Origin of the sequence: Chthonomonas calidirosea T49, assembly GCF_000427095.1 — a bacterium.
Classification (GTDB): Bacteria; Armatimonadota; Chthonomonadetes; order Chthonomonadales; family Chthonomonadaceae; genus Chthonomonas; species Chthonomonas calidirosea.
On record NC_021487.1, the window covers coordinates 719824 to 739441 of the forward strand.

The 19618-nt window shown below is 53.9% G+C and carries 16 protein-coding genes and 1 tRNA gene; 6 read left to right on the forward strand and 11 right to left on the reverse strand.

Annotated elements, in window-relative coordinates; translation table 11 throughout:
• Window positions 1-13 precede the first annotated feature (13 nt).
• The 6 genes from rpoD (at window position 14) to CCALI_RS03190 (ending at window position 8412) form a co-directional block, all read left to right on the forward strand.
• Window positions 14-1225, forward strand: a complete 1212-nt coding sequence (rpoD, locus tag CCALI_RS03165) for an RNA polymerase sigma factor RpoD (RefSeq protein ID WP_016482028.1) — start codon at window positions 14-16, stop codon at window positions 1223-1225.
• A gap of 39 nt (window positions 1226-1264) precedes the next feature.
• Window positions 1265-1696 carry a DUF6941 family protein gene (locus CCALI_RS03170; protein WP_016482029.1) on the forward strand — a complete coding sequence of 144 codons (432 nt, stop codon included), beginning with the start codon at window positions 1265-1267 and terminating at the stop codon, window positions 1694-1696.
• A gap of 76 nt (window positions 1697-1772) precedes the next feature.
• Window positions 1773-5654 carry a coiled-coil domain-containing protein gene (locus tag CCALI_RS03175; protein WP_016482030.1) on the forward strand — a complete coding sequence of 1294 codons (3882 nt, stop codon included), beginning with the start codon at window positions 1773-1775 and terminating at the stop codon, window positions 5652-5654.
• Window positions 5651-6760 carry a prenyltransferase/squalene oxidase repeat-containing protein gene (locus CCALI_RS03180; protein ID WP_016482031.1) on the forward strand — a complete coding sequence of 370 codons (1110 nt, stop codon included), beginning with the start codon at window positions 5651-5653 and terminating at the stop codon, window positions 6758-6760. Before CCALI_RS03175 ends, CCALI_RS03180 begins: the two co-directional genes overlap by 4 nt.
• Before the next feature lie 10 nt (window positions 6761-6770).
• Window positions 6771-7538 (forward strand): YdjY domain-containing protein, encoded by a 768-nt coding sequence (locus tag CCALI_RS03185; RefSeq protein ID WP_016482032.1) that lies wholly within the window; start codon window positions 6771-6773, stop codon window positions 7536-7538.
• Window positions 7477-8412, forward strand: coding sequence for a hypothetical protein (locus tag CCALI_RS03190; RefSeq protein ID WP_016482033.1), 936 nt, complete (start codon window positions 7477-7479; stop codon window positions 8410-8412). The genes CCALI_RS03185 and CCALI_RS03190 overlap by 62 nt, the downstream gene beginning before the upstream one ends.
• A 55-nt stretch (window positions 8413-8467) precedes the next feature.
• Here CCALI_RS03190 and CCALI_RS14775 read toward each other — a convergent pair whose 3' ends face one another.
• The 11 genes from CCALI_RS14775 to CCALI_RS03245 form a co-directional block, all read right to left on the reverse strand.
• The gene (locus CCALI_RS14775; protein ID WP_016482034.1) at window positions 8468-10375 is read right to left on the reverse strand and encodes a serine/threonine-protein kinase; all 1908 of its coding nucleotides are present in this window, start codon (window positions 10373-10375) and stop codon (window positions 8468-8470) included.
• 60 nt (window positions 10376-10435) lie between these two features.
• A complete protein-coding gene (locus CCALI_RS03200) occupies window positions 10436-11704 on the reverse strand; it encodes a hypothetical protein (protein WP_016482035.1) in 1269 nt (422 codons plus the stop codon).
• 27 nt (window positions 11705-11731) lie between these two features.
• A complete protein-coding gene (locus CCALI_RS03205) occupies window positions 11732-12457 on the reverse strand; it encodes an LON peptidase substrate-binding domain-containing protein (protein WP_075162297.1) in 726 nt (241 codons plus the stop codon).
• Window positions 12458-12474: 17 nt separating this feature from the next.
• Entirely contained in the window at window positions 12475-13260 is a 786-nt protein-coding gene (locus CCALI_RS03210) for a tetratricopeptide repeat protein (protein WP_016482037.1), read from the reverse strand.
• A 3-nt stretch (window positions 13261-13263) separates the two neighbouring features.
• Complete coding sequence (locus CCALI_RS14780; RefSeq protein ID WP_016482038.1) at window positions 13264-14667, reverse strand: RsmB/NOP family class I SAM-dependent RNA methyltransferase; 1404 nt, start codon at window positions 14665-14667, stop codon at window positions 13264-13266.
• An 8-nt stretch (window positions 14668-14675) separates the two neighbouring features.
• Window positions 14676-15827, reverse strand: coding sequence for an ADP-forming succinate--CoA ligase subunit beta (sucC, locus tag CCALI_RS03220; RefSeq protein WP_016482039.1), 1152 nt, complete (start codon window positions 15825-15827; stop codon window positions 14676-14678).
• A 26-nt stretch (window positions 15828-15853) separates the two neighbouring features.
• The gene (locus tag CCALI_RS03225) at window positions 15854-16759 is read right to left on the reverse strand and encodes a tetratricopeptide repeat protein (protein ID WP_016482040.1); all 906 of its coding nucleotides are present in this window, start codon (window positions 16757-16759) and stop codon (window positions 15854-15856) included.
• Window positions 16716-17135 carry a ribosome silencing factor gene (rsfS, locus tag CCALI_RS03230; RefSeq protein WP_016482041.1) on the reverse strand — a complete coding sequence of 140 codons (420 nt, stop codon included), beginning with the start codon at window positions 17133-17135 and terminating at the stop codon, window positions 16716-16718. Before rsfS ends, CCALI_RS03225 begins: the two co-directional genes overlap by 44 nt.
• Before the next feature lie 62 nt (window positions 17136-17197).
• Window positions 17198-17788, reverse strand: a complete 591-nt coding sequence (nadD, locus tag CCALI_RS03235; protein WP_044948812.1) for a nicotinate-nucleotide adenylyltransferase — start codon at window positions 17786-17788, stop codon at window positions 17198-17200.
• 7 nt (window positions 17789-17795) lie between these two features.
• Window positions 17796-19328, reverse strand: coding sequence for a PIG-L deacetylase family protein (locus CCALI_RS14785; protein ID WP_016482043.1), 1533 nt, complete (start codon window positions 19326-19328; stop codon window positions 17796-17798).
• A 115-nt stretch (window positions 19329-19443) separates the two neighbouring features.
• A tRNA-Ser gene (locus tag CCALI_RS03245) sits at window positions 19444-19533 on the reverse strand.
• Window positions 19534-19618 lie beyond the last annotated feature (85 nt).

A 19618-nucleotide genomic window follows, 5' to 3' on the forward strand; every position in this document is an offset into this window, starting at 1 on the left:
GGAGAGTGTGAGCATGACCGGCGCCGCCGCAGATACAACCTATCCGTCGGACGATACGACAAAAACACGAAAACAACGCCGTCGTTCGCTTTCCCTAAACGGCCAGCAAGTCTGCCTGGCCTCCGAGAGAAAGGTTAAGCCCACCAACACAGAAGCCGAAATGGTTCCTCTACCCCTTCAAGAGGATATCCAAACCCTTCCTTGTCTCCAACCCGGAGACCTACTGCCCGGTGTCGAAAATGCCAAGCCTTGGCCCGATCCCGATGACGGCGATGAGGGGCTTTTTGCTTGCGATGAAGAGATAGCTTCTCTGCCTTACCCCGACACACAACTCTCCGACGATGTTGAAACCTTTACTCCCGACGACTCGGTGCACGCCTGGTTACGTGAAATAGGAAAATTTCCTCTTCTCACGGTGGAAGAAGAGATACGTCTCGCTCAATGCATTCTGCGTGCTCGCGAAAACAAGGACGACCCGGAACTGAAACGAGCCGCCCAACAGGCTCGCGATGCCCTCACTCGTGCGAACTTGCGCCTCGTGGTCTCTATTGCCAAACGCTACCATGGACGGGGCATGGCCCTCTCTGATCTGATCCAAGAGGGCAACATCGGCCTGCTTCGTGCCATCGAAAAGTTCGACTATCGTCGTGGGTATAAGTTCAGCACCTATGCTACATGGTGGATCCGGCAAGCTATCACCCGTGCCATCGCCGATAAAGGCCGTACGATCCGTATCCCTGTTCATATGGTAGAAACGATCAACAAACTCGTTCGCGTCTCGTCTCAACTTCTGCAAGAGAATGGCCGTGAGCCAACCGTTGAGGAAATCGCCCGCGCGATGAACCTGTCGCCGGAAAAGGTGGCCGAAATTATTCGTATCGCCCCTGAACCGCTCTCGCTCGAAACGCCTATTGGTGAAGGAGAAGAGAGCTGCTTGGCCGACTTCGTGGAGGATAAAGAGCATAGCTCCTTGCCCGAAATCGCCTCTCAAAACATTCTTCGTGAGAAACTAGCCGATGCCCTCAATATGCTCGAAGAGCGCGAACGTGAGGTGCTCATTATGCGCTACGGCCTCGAAGATGGCGACCCCAAAACCCTCGAAGAAGTAGGCCGACACTTCTGCCTAACGCGAGAACGCATCCGACAGATCGAGCTAAAAGCCCTCCAGAAGCTACGTAGCCCCCGCTATAGCCGCCATATTAGAACCTATCTTGAATGGCAATAGGTTCTACCAAATGCCATCGCTAAAGAAATGGAAAACCCTATGTCGGAAGAAGACGAAGTACAAGTTAGCTACTTTGTTATCTGCGATCTCGTCATCACAGAAGAACATACGCGCAAACAATCTCTTATTGGCATCTACTCCGCGCTTACGACGTCTCAGTTGCCACTCCATGCCAACATGGCCGTGGCCTTTAGCCTTCGCCTGCAATCGGCTACGCCACGCCGTCTACGAGTGCGGCTGCTCGACCCAGACGGCGGCACCGTGCTAGAAACCCCAGATCTCCCCTTCGAATGGCAAACCGTGCTACATAGCCTCGAACGCTCGGCATTTGCAACTATTCAAATTGGGCTCAATCTGCGCATGGTGCCCATTACCAAGGCGGGGGTCCACGTGGCAGGTCTTCTCTGCGATGATCGCCTCATCGCCTCCTATCCCCTCCAAGTTTTTTTGCAACAACCTATCGGTGGCTAAATAAGTGCGCCCTTCAATGGTAACCTAAAGAAAACCCTAGCGTCTAACGTATATAAGAACTAATGAGGCTATCGCCATGGAAACACCAAATAACCTATTGCAGGCCAAACTTCAGGCTGCGCGCACACGTCATCGTCTGCTCACCGGCCTAGCTGGCCTTTTTTGGACGTTGAGCCTATCTATCCTCTTTGTGCTCATAGGGTTCTATGTTGACCGCGCCATCACCCTCTCCTACATCGGGCGTGTCGTTTGGCACGATCTTCTTATTGCGCTTGCTCTACTTTCTCTTGCCATAACGCTTGTCGCTGCCTTGCTTCGCAAACTGCCCGACACCCAATTGGCCGTTCGAGTGGAACGTCGCTTTCCTGTATTTGCAGAGCGGCTTCTTACCAGCCTTAGTCTTATGCCCGCTCTGGCATCCGACGCCGCCGGTTTTTCACCTACCCTAGCTCAATCTCTTCTTCACGAAACCCACCAGATCGCAGCAGACCTCGATTTTCGGAAAGCCATTAATACCGCTCCATTACAACGGGCTGCTCTGGTAGCTTTTGCATGCCTCCTTCTTCTGTTGCTGCATATCCTGCTCGCCGGTCAAGCCTTTGGTGTTTGGATACTACGCCTTTCCTATCCAAAACAAGATATCGCTCCCTTCGCCGCAACTCGTCTGCAGGTGCTTCCCGAAAAAACCCTCCTGCCTGAAGGGGCTTCCACATGGATTACCGTTAAAACCTGGGGCAAACCGGCCACCCAATGCACGCTTCGCATCCATCGGCAAACCGACCCGCCCGACGTTTGGCAAACGATAGCGCTCGACAAGCCTGCTAGCATACAAACTGCTGGTTCTCTAAAAAGTTCCCTTTTTCGTTATCGTCTTGCACATCTCACACAAAGTGTGTCTCTCATGGCCCTCGCCAACGATGGACGTTCAAATACGCGTGATATTACGGTTGTGCCGCTTCCTACCGTTGTGAACGTCCGCCTGCGCATTCAGTTTCCGGCCTACACCCATCGTCCAACGCAGATCATCAGTGCGCCAACAGGTAGTTTCACCGCTCTCAAAGGCTCACATATTCAAGTGAGCGCTACTACGAATACTCCGTTACGCTCAGCCCTCTGTTACTTCAACGGGGTGCCATCGCTTTGGCACATTAATGGAAAAACTCTTTCCGGCGCTTTCAACGTTATGCAAAACAGCACCTATCGCTTTATTCTGACCGATCAGCATGGATTTACTAACCCCAATAGTCCCCTCTATACCATTCGAGTGGAACGCGATCAGCCTCCATCCGTCCAGATACTGCGACCGGCCACCGACCTTGAACTCGTGCCCAACGGCTCGCTGCCGTTGGTAGCTCACGCCTCCGATGACTTCGGTATTGACCACATGGATCTGAACTATCAAAAAGCACATCAAGATCCTACGCAACTCTCAACGGCGGTGCCAAAGGGACTACCTTTCCATCAGCTTCGCCTGCCAGGTCCTACAGGCACTCCCTCGGCCGATATTCGCCTGCGCTGGCATTTGGAAAGCATTCGGCCTCAGGTGGGCGACGTCATCACCTACAACGTAAGCGCCACAGATAACGATGCCGTGGATGGTCCCCACACAGCCTATTCGCTCTCCTATCATATCCACATCGTTAGCCTGCCGGAAATGCAGCAGAGGCTGAAAGAAGCGCTAGATGAAGAGCAGCACGCGCTGGAGGAGTTACGACGCACACAAAACGAGGCGCAACAACAGACCCAGCAAGCCCGCCTTCGTCCCGACGCCGATCGCATTGCACGCGCTTCTCAAACACAGATGGCAGCCGCCGAACAGGCTCGGTCTTTAGCTCAAGAGGTCCAAAACCTTACCCAACAGCTCCAAAATAACGAAATGGCCACGCCCTCTGAGCTGAACCGACGCCAACAGGCGGTAGATGCCCTCCAAGCCCAAGCCAACCAGAAAATGCCCTCCACAGCGCAAACACTCCAGCAAGCGGAATCGGCAAAATCCCCGCAGCGTCTCAATGACCTCAACCAGGCCGGTCAGCAACAAAACAGCATCCAAAAAGATCTCGATCGCATACAGCAACTTCTATCCCGTACCCCCTCAGCCGATCAGTTAGCGCAAAAGGCTGCCTCTCTTGCCCAACAGCAACAACAGCTTGCCGATAGCTCCCGAGCCATCGCCGAAGATCTCCGTTCGAGCAACAAGACGATGGCACCTGAGGATAAGATGGGCCTGCAGGTAGAGCGTCAACAGCAAGCCCAGGTCAACAAAGCGACACAACAACTCGAGCAGCAACTGCAGCGCGCAGCGCAATCTGCCCAAGAACGCGGCGATCAACAGACCGCCCAAGCGCTTAAACAAGCGGAAGAAGCTCTTAAACAGGGCCAGGTGCAATCTAACCAACAACAGGCTCAGCAAAATCTACAACGAAACAACCCACAAAATGCGGCTCCGCACCAGGATCGGGCAGCTCAAGCGCTCCAAAAGGCTGCCGAGGAGGCACAACAGGCTGCGGGTCAGCAAAACCAGATGACCTCCGCCGAGCAACTCGAGCAAGAGGCTCAGCGCCTCCAAGAGCTAGCCCAACAGCAACAGCATGTAGCTAACCAGATTCAGCAGCACCCTAATTCCTCTCAAAGCCATGCCCTGAGCCGTCAAGAGCAGCAGATACAACGTCAAGCACAGCAAGCACAAAACTCCCTACAAGGCGTGCCCCAAGCCCAACAAAACCTACAAAACGCCCAACAGAACCTTCAGCAATCGGGTCAACAGCTGCAACAGAACCGTCCGCAGCAAGCCCAGTCTCCCGCTAACCAGGCGGCACAAGACCTTCAAAAAGCAGCCCAGAACGCCAAGAGAGCAGCCCAACAGCTTCGTCAAATTCAAGCCGCCCAACAACTTGCCGAAAAGGTGCAGGAGCTTGCTCAACTGCAACACGGCCTGCTCGATACGACACGCCGACTCGATAAGACGGCTCAACAAGGCAACCTCGACAGCAACGACATGCGGGAGCGAAGGCAGGTGGGCGCTCGTCAAGAGGAAGCCGAAAACCAAGCCAACGAACTGGCAGGAAAATTCCCGTCGCCCGCCTTTCAACGTGCTATGCGCATGGCGGCAGGCCAAATGGATAAAGCAAGTAAAAACCTCAATCAGGACGAGCCAAACACTGGTGCCTCAACCCAACAAGCCCAAGAAAATGCCGCTCGCACCCTCGATGCCATTGCGAAAGCTCTGCAAATGCAGGCCCAAAACAGTAGCGGGCAGCAGCAGGCCGATCAACAAAACAGCCAAGAGGCCGCAAACGCCGCCCAACAAGATGAGATGGCGGAAACCCTTGGTGAACTGATGCTGGGGCGCTCCCTCCAGAATCAACTTCGCCAAGAAACCGGGCAACTAGACAGAGAGCGCGACCAACGGCCCGATCGCTCTCTAACCCCTCAACAACAGCAACAAGCAGAGCATCTCGATCGAGGCCAGCAGATGACTCAAGAGATCACCAACGAGGCCGCTCAGCACCTCCAGCAGATGCCCGATGCCCAAAGAGCTGCACAACAAGCAGGCCAACATATGCAACGTGCAGAACAACAGTTGAGCCAAAAACAGACAGGCCGTCCTACTCAGCAACAGCAAGATCTAGCCCTACATAGCCTTGACCAGGCTATACAACAGGTGCAGCAGGCCTTGCAACAACAGCAGCAACAGCAACAGGCTATGCAGCAAGCTATGCAAGGCGCTCCACGCCCTATGCAACGTCCGGGTAGCCAACCACAAATACAGCCCTTTACTCGCCTCGAAGGTGTTCAGCGTGGAGCCCTCCTTAGCCCGAATATGCTGGCCAGCAAGCCCTCTCTTGATCCGCGCGCCCAACGCGCCCTCCAACAGGGTCGGCGCGAGAAAATCCCACCCGAGTTCCAAGATTTCGTCTACCGATACTACGAGAGTCTTGCGGAGAAAAAAGGAAAATGAAGCGCTCTTTCTGGAGTGCGCTCTTAATTGCTGTTTCTCTCTCTTTAACAACAATAACGGCTTTTGCCGGCCAACAACGAACAAAACGACCGGTATCGCCCTGGGATGTCGAGGCGCGCCTCTACCTTGGCACGCCACAATCGGAACGCGCTGTAGAACGCGGCCTTAAATACCTGGCCGCTCAGCAAATGCCCGACGGCCATTGGGCGAGTGGAGGCTACCCTGAAGATGTGGCCATTAACGGTCTTTGCCTCCTCGCTTTTCTCTCCGCAGGTTACCAACCCGGCCGCGGTCCCTACGGCACCAACCTCGATCTGGCCGTGGACTGGCTCGCCAAACAGATACAGATGAGCGGCCAATTCGCCCCACCAGGCCTCATTCGCAGCGCCAGTGGAGGCCCTCCCATGTACGGTCAGGGCTTTGCCCTGCTCGCTCTCGCGGAAGTTTACGGAATGACGCGCCTACGCGGGCTCAAACCGAAATTGGAAGCGGCTATCCGCCTATTGGAAGATACGCAAAACCAAAACGGCCAACCCTGGTTGGATGGAGGCTGGCGCTATATGCCTCGTCCAGGCGATGCCGACCTCTCTGTAACAATTGTAGAGTTTATGGCTCTTAAGGCCTGCCAAAACGCAGGACTGGCCGTTTCTAAAGAGACCCTCGATCGCGCTATCGGCTATATCCGCCGTGCTGCCAACCCCGACGGCGGTTTCAGCTACCAGATCGGCCAAAATCAATCAAATGTGGCTCGAACCGGCGCCGGTGTGCTTGCCCTTTATCTCTCCCATCTCAGCAACACTCCAGAATGTCAGAACGGCCTTCGTTATCTTGCCGAACATCCTCTCGATGCGCGTAACTTCTGGCTCTATCGGGAACATTTCCACTATGCGATCTACTACATAACCCAGGCGGCCTACCAGGAAGGCGGCACGTTCTGGCGCACTTGGTACCCCGCCATCCGCGATGAACTCGTTCGCACCCAGAATGCAAACGGCAGCTGGGAAGATACCCCGTTCGGCTCGGATGCTGGAGGCGTCTATGCCACTGCGATGTCTATTCTCGTGCTTCAAGTTCCTGCCGGTTTACTGCCGATCTACCAAAAGTAGGCCTGCCACGATGAGGTTTTTCAAGCTATCCTGCTTTGGTCTGAGCGGTGTCATTCTCTGTACTGTATCCTATCTGAGAGCCATACAGGCCTCCCCCCCACCAGCAAACCCACCGACGCCGAAGGCCTCTGCGGCTAAAGCGGCTCCTATTGAGAAAATCACGGATAACCTCTATCGGCTCGGCACCTTGCTCATTGACATGAAGGCCCATACCCTAACGTGTCCCGGCGAGATCAACATGGATTCAGGCGATGTAGAATATCTCGCCGTTACCCCCATGGGCAAGACTTACGAAAGCTTGCTTCGCCTCAACGTCAGGCCGCTTTACCTTCAAGTGGGCCTCCTGCTGCTAGGCCTCGAACCGAAAAATGTGCTGCGATATCAAGGCGACCCTACGTCGCCTCAAGGCGATCCGGTGGACATCCTAGTGCGTTGGGAAGACCGCAATGGCATCGAACATCAAGTCCGTGCGGAAGATCTCCTTATGGAAGGTTCCAAAGGAAGCCCAATGCCCCACCATCCTTGGGTCTTTACAGGCTCTCGTATTTTGCCGGAAGGTTTCGAGGCCGATCTCTGTGGCTCGCTTGTAGCTGTCTGGCATGACCCTGCCGCCATCCTAGATAATCCTATGCAGGAAATACAAAACGACTGGATGGTCAATCCTGCTAAAACCCCACGTAGAGGCACTTCCATACGAGTTATCTTCAAGGCGATCCATGTCCCCAAGCAGACTTCCCCATCTTTGCCACAGCACACTGATCCGGATGCGAAGCGTTAGACCTCCACGGCCCCAGGCCCTCATCGCTGTCGTAAAACGCCAGTGGCGTGGAAAGGCCTGGTGGCAGGAAGCAGGCACGGCAGCACTGCTCTTCGGCCTGTTGCTTCTCATTGCATTAGGGCTCCAGAAACTATGGTTAGAAACGCCGTGGCAACATACAAGTAGTGTGGGAGATCGTTGGAGTGGCTGGCTACAACAGTGGGCGTCCGCTGCCTTTGTCGCCATCGCTTTGCTTCTCCCCTTATCCGGCGTCACGCTAGGCGCTTATGCCCAACCCGCGGCTGTCGAGACCGTTGATTTTAAAGCCTCCTTGCTAACAGGCCTTACGCCTTTTGAACTTCTTCTGGGGCGTCTTTTCGCCCAGCTACGGCTCCCTCTCCTCTGTTGGCTTTGCAGCCTTCTGTTCTGGAGCTATTTGCAAAGAGCCTTTCATCCACTACCGGATGTTCACATGCTCGCTATCCTCAAAGCTCACGTGGCTCTCCTCTCCACACTCTTTCTATTTGCCTCCATCGGCTGTCTTGCCGCGGGGAAAGCGTCACCCGGACGCTCTATCACCCGTAGCCTCATCGTGGGCTATCTGCTCTTTTTCCTTCTCATCACCGATCTCTTCGTGTTCAACCCCGTTTTAAATACCTTGCAAAATCCTACAGATTTCTTTGTCGCTTTGCTCTTTATGAACCCTGTTGTCGCCGTCACAACCCCCATCAAATTCGACCTCTTGCGTACCCAATGGGTCTACGATCACACGAGCGCTCCAGACTATCCCTTCCAATATCCATCATGGCTCCATCAAGGGCTAGTTTTCTTTGGAATAACTCTCCTCCTGCTGCTCATCGCCCAAAAACGTTGTGCCAAAGCCTACTTTTCTTAAATCACATACTATTGTATGGCCCCATCGCCTGACCGAATCCCTTGATCATCCGACACTACGACCTTTTTAACCACCACATCACGCGCCGACCTTGGCGCTCTCTCTCCCATCCCTGCATCGTCTTGCTTGAGGCGTCAATATACCCCTTGAACTGACGTATACGCCCCCTACCAGCACGCGGAACGATCTTGAGAACCACCGAATTGCCATTTAACCTCCCCTCCACCCGCGCCGTAACATGTCCAGGAAGTCCCTCCATCTTTCCCATAAAACGATTCGAACCCAACGCCTCGAGGATCACCCGCACACGTTGCCCTTCAAGCACTCCCTGCCAACGGCCCGCCAATGTTACCGGTGATCTCGAGCCCTCCGTCGTCCAAACCCACCGTTGTACAAAGGTTGGGTTGGAAAAAACTGTTTTCTGAGCGATTAATGCTACTAATGCGATCAAAGCTAAAATACTCGCCGTTCCAATACGCCACCAACGCCGCAGTTCTTCCACCTCGGGCAAAGCACCTTTGCGAAAACCACCCACAACGGCACCTCCAATCACCCCTAGTGCCCCCCACGCTAATGCGGGCACGGTGATGCCAAGAAAGCAAAAGGCGCTCGCCAACGAGTCGCCAAGCGATACAAAAAGGAGCCCAGAGAGCGCCGCTCCAAAGGCTAGATAGCGTAAGCCTAAGAGGGTTGCCTGCTGCACCAATACAATCCACCCTAACGAATCATGTGCGGTCACCAGTGGCACATGAAAGAGAAAGCTTAATCCCCCAATACATAACAAAATGCAGACCAAGGAGATCAACAGAGAGATAGGAAAGAGCAACCACTGGGTTTTTCCAAACGTCCCCAAAACTCGGTAGAGTATCCAAAGAACAGCTACCTCCAAAACAGCTCCAAAGGCCATGTAGGGTGCCACGAGCGCATAGAAGTAGGAGGGCGACCAACTGCGTATTACCGGATCATACCAGAGTGAGCTTCGCTCCGGAAAGAGAAATAACGGATTCCATCGGCTACCGCCAGGCAACCAAAAAGAGAGAAGGCCCCTCAACACTAAAAGGCTCCCACCCCCGAAGGCAGCTGCTTTTACCAGCGAGCGCCAAGATATCTCCGTTTGAGGAGGTTTTGGCGGCGCATCCAGTAATGCTAATACGCCTCGAGGAGTTAAACGATCCCGCGGGTTCTTCTCTAAACACCCCTCTGCAATCGTCCGAAAGGGCTCCGGCAACCGATGAAGATGGGAGGGTGGTAAGTGCAAAACCGCATGAATCTTCTCCTCAATGCTCTGCCCTTCAAAAGGCAAATGCCCCGTGAGCGCCTCGACCAACACCACGCCTAACGACCAAATATCCCAGGCCGGAGTCACATAGTTGCGGAACGCTTCTGGCGGCGCATAGGCCGGGGTACCCATTACGGTAGTCGCTGTGGTCATATCCCCCCGCGGCCCCAGCTCGCGCATCAAACCTAAATCGGCTAGCTTCCACCTTCCCTCACTCCATAAGATATTGGCTGGCTTCACATCCCGATGCACCCAGTGTTCCGGACGTTCGTGAAGATAGAGCAGAACATCGCACATCTGCCGTAACAGCGTTTCCGCTTCCTCAGGTGTCAGTAAACCCCGCTTCAGCCGTTGCTCTAAGCTCTCATCTGCACGCTCCATCACCAAATAGAGCATGGGAATCGCCTTATTTTGAAAAGAGTAAGTGAACTGACCAGGAGCAAAATATCGAATGAGGTTGGGATGATGAAGCGTGGTTGAGGTCTGCAACTCGCGCAGCTGCTGCTCTCTGTGCTCCTCCGCCACACGAAAGAGCTTCACCACAACCTCGCGCAGAACACGCCCAGCAACAACCTCATCTGCCAAGAAAACGGCTCCATATCCCCCAACTCCTATCCGTTGGCGAAGATGGTACTTTCCGTCTAAAACTTGCCCTTCAAATAAGTCCCCAAAAAGATCGCTCATATGTCCAGAAAAAGGTCTGCTTCCCCTCTACGGACATAATAACACCAATCAGGGAATTTTTCAAATGCTTTCCCGAAGACAGCGCCTCCATAGCGCTCCATACCAAACTACGCAAAACCCCCAAAGCGGTAACATCAACAAGGTCGTGCCAAAGTGTGCATGCAGCGAAAGATAGTTGTGATAATACGACATGGTGTGCTGATGGCTTAAAAAGTCAAAATGCTCTCCGTTGAACGGCCAGAGATAGTAGTAGAGCAACAGCGTTGCTCCAGCCACTACCGTGTAGAAACGTAACCAGCCGATGTCGGCCAGCACGGCCATCGGTACGATCCATTCAAAATGCTGTTGCCCGGCATGAGGCGTAAAAACATAGTAGTTCGCAATCGCCAAACAGACCAATTTCCCCATATCTACGCGCCTCCGCCAAAAGATAAGATAGAGCGTCAACCAACCTAGATAAAGCAGCTTGCGGACAATCCATCCGTTCACCGCACGCCACCACGGCCGAGTGGGCAACAGATTCGCCGTGCTCGCTAACCCCCAATCCCCAATATCTCCTCTATAGTACACAACATCGTGCAAAATAACGTGCGGCGCCTGCAGATACAGTATCCAGAGGCTAACAGCCGATGGCACAAACACGATTGCGAGAAACAAAAGCCGCCGCGCCCAACCTTGAATTCTCGGTAGAAACAGTGGCGCTAACACCCCCGGCCATGTGCGCGCAAGCACTCCTAATGAGAGCCATAGCGATGTAACAACCGGAAATCGCTCTTCTGAACAGCGTTCAAGAGCGATAACGGCTAACAAGGTAAACAGTGCGGGAATACAGTCAAACTGCCCATGTACGGCACAGGTAAAGATGGCTACAGGATTAAGAATGTACCAAAGCGCTCGTCGAAAAGCCAAATGCGGATACGCGGAATTTTTAAAAAAGCAGTAGAAATACAGGGCAAACCCAACGGCGACATCACAGAGAATCGCCGGGAGCTTCACAGCAAAGTAGTCGGGCAGATGGTACACCGCTTCTAATCGGCCAGCCCACAACAGGAGGGTAGGCCATAAAGGCGGCCAGTTCAGCTTGTGGGTAAGGTAGGGATTCTTCCCCATGCCCTGATACATCAATACAGTGCGCCAAGCCCCCACATCGTAAGAGCCATAAATAAGATAGGCCGGCACTAGCCGAATAACCAACCCTAGCACGAGGAGAAGCAAAACATAAAGCCCACTTTCCCTCTCAAAGGCAGTGCGCCACAGAGTTTTATGCGGACTTGCGCCCTCATGCGCTACCGAGAAGGTAGGCAGAGATGCATCCTCACATCGAGCCATGTTCTCTCTATCTATGAGCGAAGACCTTTAGTTAAGGCTATTCTTAAGAAAATCTTGCCAGTCCGAGTCAGCGAGGTTGACAGGTTTTGCGAGTTCCTTCTTCCCTTCAGAACCCTGCTCGGCATTAAGCTTCTCCATATCTTCCAACAGCGTCATCTGGCCTTTCAACCACAAAATCTCATGCTCGATCCGCTGCGCCGTGTCGGTTAACTCTAGGAGAATCTGCTTTTCTTCGGCGTCCTGCAATAGCACCGAAGCTGCGCAAAAGGAGAGCGTCACCGGATCGCCAGGAAGTTGTACCGGCGGCAGAACCTCTCCAGAACGCGTGGCCAGCATCTCTAGATAGCGAACAAAAAGGGCAGCAAGCTTTCCCGTCAGCGGCGCTATCCGCCGCGAGTCATAGGGCCTGTCTTCAAGTAATTCGGCTTTTCCAACTAAGTAAGGCAGGTCGGCCTCCGCATATTCTATCAGCCGAAACCGATATCGTCCGGCCACCACCAGTTTCATTCGGCCATCTTCAAAGCGCTCCATTCCAAGTATCTGGGCGGTACATCCTACATCAAACGGAACAGCAGGTGCTCCAACCTCATCCCCCTCACGAATAAGCACCACACCGAATGGACTACCCTGCTGCAAGCAGCGGTCAATCATCACCTTATAGCGCGTCTCAAAGACATGCAACTGCAGTGGCATGTGCGGAAACAGCACGGTATGTAGCGGAAACAGCGGGATATCGAAGATCTTTTTGTCCATTTCCATCTACTTGTCTCTCATTGATGCCTTTCATATCTCGTAAGCAAATCGGCGAGGGTCTTTTCACATGCGTTTATCACCGCCTTCTCCCTCTCCCCATTCAGTTCACTTGTTCGATAGAGAGCCAGTGCCGCCCGATAGTGGAACAACGCCCGCTCTAAATTTTCGAGAGCCTCCGCGTGCAACCTCCCCAACGCTTGGTGGCACTCCCCCATCGCAAAGAGATGGGCCGGTGTGGCTGGTGCAGCTGCATAAAGCTCTATCGCTCTTTCGTAGCGGGGTAACGCCTCGAGCGCATAACCCCGTCGAAAAAGGGTGGTCGCAATGCGTACACAGAGATAAGCCTGCTCTGCCTCCGTATCCGTCCTCAGCGCGAGCAAATTCAGCTGATGCTCATAATGTACGAGCAAAAGGGCTAGTCTTCCGAACGGATGTCCCTCTAAAGTGCGGCAGCACGCCACAGCGCGATGAGCGCATTCCTTCATGCGTTCTCGCGAATCGGGCCACCCCGCCAATTGGCCCCACACATCGGTGGCCTCCTGGTAGGTTCGCGCAGCCTCTGCCGGCCTATCCTCTTGTTCGAGCCACTCGGCACAGAGTGTGCACGCCTCGGCTCTGGCACGAAGCCATAACTCATTCGGCTCTAACCCCTCACACCCAGCCAACCGCTCTGCCTCAGCATAGCGTAACAAGGCGAGCTGAAGCAGCCGCACACTCTCGCGGTTGCCTCCATGTGCACGAATGACGCGTGCCTCTTCGGTGAGACGAAGAGCCTCTTGATGCTGTCGTTCGGCAGTTTCCATCGGTTACTCGCATCGGCGCAAAAGCGCCACGAAAAAGGCATCGAGATCATGCCTATGCGGCCAAGTACGTATAAAATCCTCCACACACAGCGCCTCGAGAGGCGGCATATCCTTCGTGTCGTGGCTTGGCTTGCCATGCGACTTTTCCTCGGCTAAAACCGCCGCGTTCTTCCAAGCACCTCTAAGCGCCTCTAAAATCGGCTCCTTACGAAACCCCCGGCCTTCCGGAGCACTTAGAAACCACTCCACCACCTCTTCGTTTTGTTGTGGCTCGAATGCACAGGTAACGTAAACGATTCGCCCTCCCGGAGCCACTAGCGAGGCCGCTTCTAATAGCAGATTTCGCTGTATCTGTGAGAATTCCTCTATGCGCACCTCCCGCCAACGGGCATCGGGGCTGCGTCGGAGCACACCGCTTCCACTACACGGTGCATCGAGGAGCACACAATGAGCACGACCGTGTATTTTTTCTATTCTACGCCAGCTTCTCCCCCGGTGTTGCCACCGACCGGTTGTATCCGCCTCCATCAAGAGAGGTTCCACACAGCGAATCTGAGCATGTCGTGCACGCTTTATTAGCTCCTTTAGTCGTCCTTCATGCACATCTATCGCAAGAATGCGCCCTCTGTTTTCCATCAATGCGCCTAAAACGAGCGTTTTTCCCCCACCCCCAGCCCCAATCTCGACCACGGTATCGCCTGGCCTCACGCCAGCAAGAATGGCGCTCAGCTGGCTCGCCTCCTCTTGAATTTCGAACCATCCCTCCCGATAACCCTGCAGCGTGTAAACATTGACACCGGCAGGCGCATAGACTCCCCAAGGAGACCAAGGAGTCGGTCTAAGATCAGGATGTAGTTTCAGAAACGTCTCTCGCGATATCCGTAGAGGATTTATCCGCAGAGTCGTCGGGGCCCGCTGATTGAATGCCTGGGCAGCCCGAATCGCCTCCTCGACCGGAAAGATTTGAAGAAGCGTCTGAACAAGCGAGTCGGGGAAAGAGAGCACAAAACGGATATAGTCCTCGGGAGATTCTGGTGTGGGCAGATCGGCAACGGCTGCATGCAAGCGCTCCTCCTCAGTAATGCCCTGGAAATGAGGAGGCCGAGTTGAAGCAGGAGACAGGCTTAGGTGGAGCTGTAAAAGAGTGTTAGGATTCTCTTCTAGCCCCAACCGCTTCAAAAGCCACTGATACTTACGCCGAAAACGAATGGCATTGAAAAAATGCCCGGCACACCACCTACGTTCATGCGCATTCAGATAACGCCGAGCGCGGAACTCTCTATTGGCAAGTCGATCTGCAGGGATATGGACTTTGTTGGCCTCCCAAGCCGAGTAGATCTCTTTTAGTGCCTGCCATGCCCTGCCTGTAGCTCCACGCTCATGCTGTTCTTCCGCGAAGGCCGTCATCTACCCTGCTAACGGGTTAGCGCTACGATCTTCTCGGCTGCCTCGGGCATCGTCGCCGCTGGCGTAATACCCTCTTGTGCAAGGATGGCCGCTCCCTCTTCAGCTCGCGTACCGGCCAAACGAACCACTAAAGGCACCTTCACCTCTAATGAATTCTTGGCCATTACAATGCCTTTGGCAACTTCATCGCAGCGCGTGATCCCGCCAAAAATATTGATTAAAACGCCGCGAACCTGCGGGTCGGAAAGCACAATGCCCAAGCAGGTCTTCACCCGCTCCGACTGCGCCCCACCTCCAACATCCAAAAAGTTGGCAGGGCGGCCTCCAGCTCTTTGAACGGCATCCATTGTTGCCATCGTTAGCCCTGCTCCATTGCAAATAATTCCTACTTCCCCCTTAAGCCGTACATAGGCGATATCGAGACGATGGGCCTGGGCCTCTAAAGGGTCTTCCTCGCTCTCCTCGGCGAAAGCGGCCAGATCGGGATGCCGAAAGAGCGCGCTGTCGTCTATCTCGATTTTGGCATCGGCCGCTAAAACACGTCCATCTTCCGTTACGGCCAAGGGGTTGATCTCGGCTAAGGATGCATCCACCCCCACAAAAGCGTTCAAAAGTCCACGGAGTGGACCAACTAAACGATTGACCAAAACAGGGTCCAAACCCGCCTTATAGCAGGCCTGCCTAATCTCAAAATCGTGAGGGCCTTCCAATGGGTCAATGGGTAGGCGCACCACTGCTTCTGGCTCCTCCGCTGCCACCGTCTCAATATCCATACCCCCTCTAGCGCTCACAATAAGCACGTTGCATCTACTAACCCTATCCGGCACGACCCCAGCATAGATCTCCTGCTGAATGCTTATCGGCTCCTCAATGAGAAGTTTCTCTACTTTCAAACCCGCCGGCGCTTGGTGGGTCTTTAAGAGCATTCCCAGCATCTGTTGGGCCAACCTCTCTGCCTCTTCCGGTGACGAGGCAATACGGATACCGCCAGCCTTTCCTCGGCCCCCCGTATGCACCTGTGCTTTTAAAACCCCCTTGCCACCTAATTGGGCGACCTTCTCGCGCACCTCCTCCGGCTTAAAGGCTACACCGGCGTTACGCGGAATAGGAACCCCGAAGCGGGCTAAAACCTCCTTCGCTTGATACTCATGTATCTTCACTTCACCACTTCCCTTCTATTGAAAAACTAGACGCCGCCCGTCCGGCGCGAAATCAGACGCATGTCTATTAACACGAAACAGTAGTAGAGCAACGCCAACAACGCTACTCCTAGCAATCCCACGGTTATCCCACGGGAATGGGGCACTAGCCATAGGAGAATAGCCAGCAGAATGGCATCTATCACGAAATAGATAAGCCCCCTGATAGTCTCTCCGTAGTAGCAATGCCCAAGTCCGGGCAGCAGCGCCGAGAGCAACAGCCCCACGAAGGGATGTTTCTCCACGTCCTCGGTGATCACCGCGCCCCAATCTTGCTGCTTTACCAAAAGATCGCCAAACTTTTTCTCCGCTGAAGCGCGCCTCGGATCGGCCAGCGTGGCACGATAGTAGGCCGCCATCGCCTCGTCCACGCGACCTAGCCCCTGGAGAATATCGCCTAACAGCTCCAAACCCAAAGCATCTTTTGGGTTTTTAGACAACGCCTCTCGGCATTTGGCCTCGGCCTCCCGATAACGTTCCCGGCGACGTAAAAGCTCGGCTTCACGCTGAAGGCGTTCAGCCTCATACTTCTCTTGTAAAGTCGCCTCACGAAAGTCGGGCAAACCTAAATCTATCTTCTTGACCGCCTCCGCCTGAGCCTCGATCTTGCGCGCAATAAGCTCGCTTAACGAGACTTCAGCTCCCGATCCTCTCGTCGTTTGGCTAGCCCCGGTAGGCGACGACCCGTCGTTGCCAGGTCCGCCCGCTACCAGAAGCTTTTTGGCCTGCTCCGGTGTAATGCCCTGCTGTATCAGCTCTTGAGCTACCTCTAAAACCCGCTCATCCATTGGCGGCGAAGCCTTTATCTCCGGCCCGTGCAAGGGCGACATCGCCTGAGTCCGCTCAGTACTACTCGACGGTGTCTTGGTGTCGTGTTCTTCGTTGGGACTCATGTTGCCCCTCCAATAATCTCTCTATGGAGATACGTGGCGCTGCCGACCAGAACGACTCGATGTCGTAAAAAGCTCGCTGCTCAGCTGCCATAATATGCGCTACAACATCTCCATAATCCAGTAATATCCAAGTAGCCTCCTGATATCCCTCGACGCGCAACTTGCGCAGACCACGCTCCTCCATCTTCTCTTCTACTTTATCAGCAATGGCCCGAATTTGGATCGATGACTTTCCAGTGCAGATAAAAAAATAGTCTGCAATAATCGTTAGATCGCGCAGATCGAGGGCTACCATCTCCTCTGCCTTCACGGAATCGGCAGCGCTGGCAATAACTCGTAACTTCTCTTCGGCTGTAATGACACCCGTTTTTTTCATAAATCCACCGGATAACCTTTCCGCTCTGCTAATATAGACGCCCTGCGCCTCTCACGCGTTCCTCACTTATAAAGCCGATGTTTCCGAATATACTCTACCACACCGTCTGGTGTTAGGTAGCGAATAGGTAGGTTATGGCGAACCCGATGGCGGAGTTCAGTAGAAGAGATGTCGAGCATGGTGGAACCGAGCAACAGAATGTTTTCTAGATACTCCAACGGCAAGCGATCGCGCAGACGATTGAGCGAATACCCAGGACGAGCTGCTGCGATGAACCGCGCCATCCGCATCACGTCCGAATGCCGATGCCAAGTCAGCAGATCACATATAGCATCAATTCCGGTAATGTAAAAAAACTCATCCTGTGGATATTGCTCGCGCAGACTGATCAAAGTATCTATCGTATAGGAGACTCCACCTCTCTCAATCTCAATAGGAGAGCATTCGAACGCCGAATTGCCATGAATGCCAATAACTGTCATTGCATAACGATGTTTTGCTGGGGTGATCTCCTCATTTTTCTTGTGCGGCGGAATGCCGGCCGGCACAAAAAGGATCTTATCTAACCGAAAGCGGACACGCGCCTCCTCAGCTACAAACAGATGCCCATAATGAATCGGGTCGAAAGTGCCTCCGATAATTCCCAATCGCATAGCCCTCTTACCCACCCCTTAACATCGTGAGGGCATGATCGTTTTTATTAGCGGGCTTCACAGAGAGCAAGCACATGCCGCTTTGATCGATGAGAACCCGCGACAGATAGGCTTTAACTCCAAAACTAATATTCGCTACTTGCCTATTCCCTGTCTCTTGCTCCAGCAATCGCCAAGGCAACACCACCGTCAGATGCCGTCCATCCACACGCACCCAGCCGCCTTCTGGCAGCGCTTGGTTGGTCACCGGCAGCCTTAGACGAAGGGCTGTTGCCGCAGAGTGCCCATCCTCATCAAAAGCCCGCAATTGCAATACGTACCGATAACGAGCGCTGACCGGCTGACAGAACTCTAAATCGAGGCAAAGCGTTTCTCCTCTTCGGCATGCACAGACCGCCCGTAGATCAGCACCGCCCTCTAGCGTTCGTAGCAGATTATCTCCAACGGCATCGAGAAAGACGGGAGTCGTTGCCTGCCACCAATGCCCTCCGTTGCCCCCTGATGCTAATCGCGTACGCCCTTCCAACTGTGGCAAGGTCTCGTTAGGCAACACCCCGAAAAGCTCGGTACGACGCGCAAAAGAGGTTAAAAACCTCGCCATCATCATCGTTTGACTATGATAGGCCTCGATCCCCTCCAGTTTTCGTCGTTCCTGCACCACGGTTAGGGGCAACGACATCCATTGGGTACCAAGATGCAACATACCGCGTGGCGGAATTAGCGGAAAAGTTAAGGCGATCCCCTGAGGCTGAGGCCAATCGCCACGATGCACCAGATAGTGTACCAAAAGCACCCGATCAGCCCAATTTACCGTGCTTGGCTGCCGCCTTAACTCCTCAAGGGCTAGCGACACGAAATAGGAGGCCGCTCGATGATCGGGATGATCCTCTTGCGGGTCGGTAACCGCAATAAGGTTGGGCTGGAAATCGCGCATTATCTGCTCTATGGCCTTTAAAAGCTTGATGCCGCAGTAGGGTGCATTGGGGTACAGCGCTTTAGAGTAGGGCACTCTATTTGCCCGTGTGTAAGGAGAGGTGTAGAGTCGCTCCGGCGTCCAGAAATCCAGCCAAAGCTTCTCTAAACCCTGATCAGGGTAGCCAAGAAAGAGTACATTGTTTGCTGAAAGACCAAGTTTAGAGAGCGCCGTTAACGACTCTTGCTGGCGATGAGCGGCAAACTGGAGGAAGTCTGCTGGCCCCACGCGCATCTTGTGGGTGTCACACTCCACTGCGGTACGAAACCCATCGCCATTGGTTAAAATAACGACCTTCACCCGTCCACCGGCTGCAAGAGTCTGTTGGATAAGCCCAGCACACCCTAATGTCTCATCATCCGGATGAGGCGCAAACACCAACAGCCGTGTTTGGGCGGTCGGTGCTGACATTCGAGGCAGATGCAGCTCGGCAAAATTCGCATTGGCCTCGTGTTCATGCCAAAGGAGCGCTAAACAAACCCCACCCATATAAACGCAGGGTAAGGCGATTAACATAAGTAGATAGCGCACGCAGAAGCGCACACGCTGTATGGGGTTCAATGTCACGCGGGAGGGTTCCTCCAATTCAACCCACAGCTGTTTCGGGGAGCTGAATGCTGCCTCACTTTCCTCTATACCCCGAAACAACAAATGCTTACACCAACTAGGGACGATAGCGAAGCGGAGTGAGAGGGATTCGAACCCTCGAATGGTCTTTCGACCATTACACGATTTCCAGTCGTGCTCCTTAGGCCAGCTCGGACATCACTCCGTACATCGTTGCTTTTATTATACACTCAACCCTAGGGAACCTGTCAAACAGACGGACAAGCAAAAATATGGGCTTCCTTCTCAAG

Bases quoted from the DNA above. Each gene is read 5' to 3' on its own strand.
- rpoD (WP_016482028.1), top strand. From the start codon at position 14: ATGACCGGCGCCGCCGCAGATACAACCTATCCGTCGGACGATACGACA.
- CCALI_RS03170 (WP_016482029.1), top strand. From the start codon at position 1,265: ATGTCGGAAGAAGACGAAGTACAAGTTAGCTACTTTGTTATCTGCGAT.
- CCALI_RS03175 (WP_016482030.1), top strand. From the start codon at position 1,773: ATGGAAACACCAAATAACCTATTGCAGGCCAAACTTCAGGCTGCGCGC.
- CCALI_RS03180 (WP_016482031.1), top strand. From the start codon at position 5,651: ATGAAGCGCTCTTTCTGGAGTGCGCTCTTAATTGCTGTTTCTCTCTCT.
- CCALI_RS03185 (WP_016482032.1), top strand. From the start codon at position 6,771: ATGAGGTTTTTCAAGCTATCCTGCTTTGGTCTGAGCGGTGTCATTCTC.
- CCALI_RS03190 (WP_016482033.1), top strand. From the start codon at position 7,477: ATGTCCCCAAGCAGACTTCCCCATCTTTGCCACAGCACACTGATCCGG.
- CCALI_RS14775 (WP_016482034.1), bottom strand. From the start codon at position 10,375: ATGAGCGATCTTTTTGGGGACTTATTTGAAGGGCAAGTTTTAGACGGA.
- CCALI_RS03200 (WP_016482035.1), bottom strand. From the start codon at position 11,704: ATGGCTCGATGTGAGGATGCATCTCTGCCTACCTTCTCGGTAGCGCAT.
- CCALI_RS03205 (WP_075162297.1), bottom strand. From the start codon at position 12,457: ATGGACAAAAAGATCTTCGATATCCCGCTGTTTCCGCTACATACCGTG.
- CCALI_RS03210 (WP_016482037.1), bottom strand. From the start codon at position 13,260: ATGGAAACTGCCGAACGACAGCATCAAGAGGCTCTTCGTCTCACCGAA.
- CCALI_RS14780 (WP_016482038.1), bottom strand. From the start codon at position 14,667: ATGACGGCCTTCGCGGAAGAACAGCATGAGCGTGGAGCTACAGGCAGG.
- CCALI_RS03225 (WP_016482040.1), bottom strand. From the start codon at position 16,759: ATGAGTCCCAACGAAGAACACGACACCAAGACACCGTCGAGTAGTACT.
- rsfS (WP_016482041.1), bottom strand. From the start codon at position 17,135: ATGAAAAAAACGGGTGTCATTACAGCCGAAGAGAAGTTACGAGTTATT.
- nadD (WP_044948812.1), bottom strand. From the start codon at position 17,788: ATGCGATTGGGAATTATCGGAGGCACTTTCGACCCGATTCATTATGGG.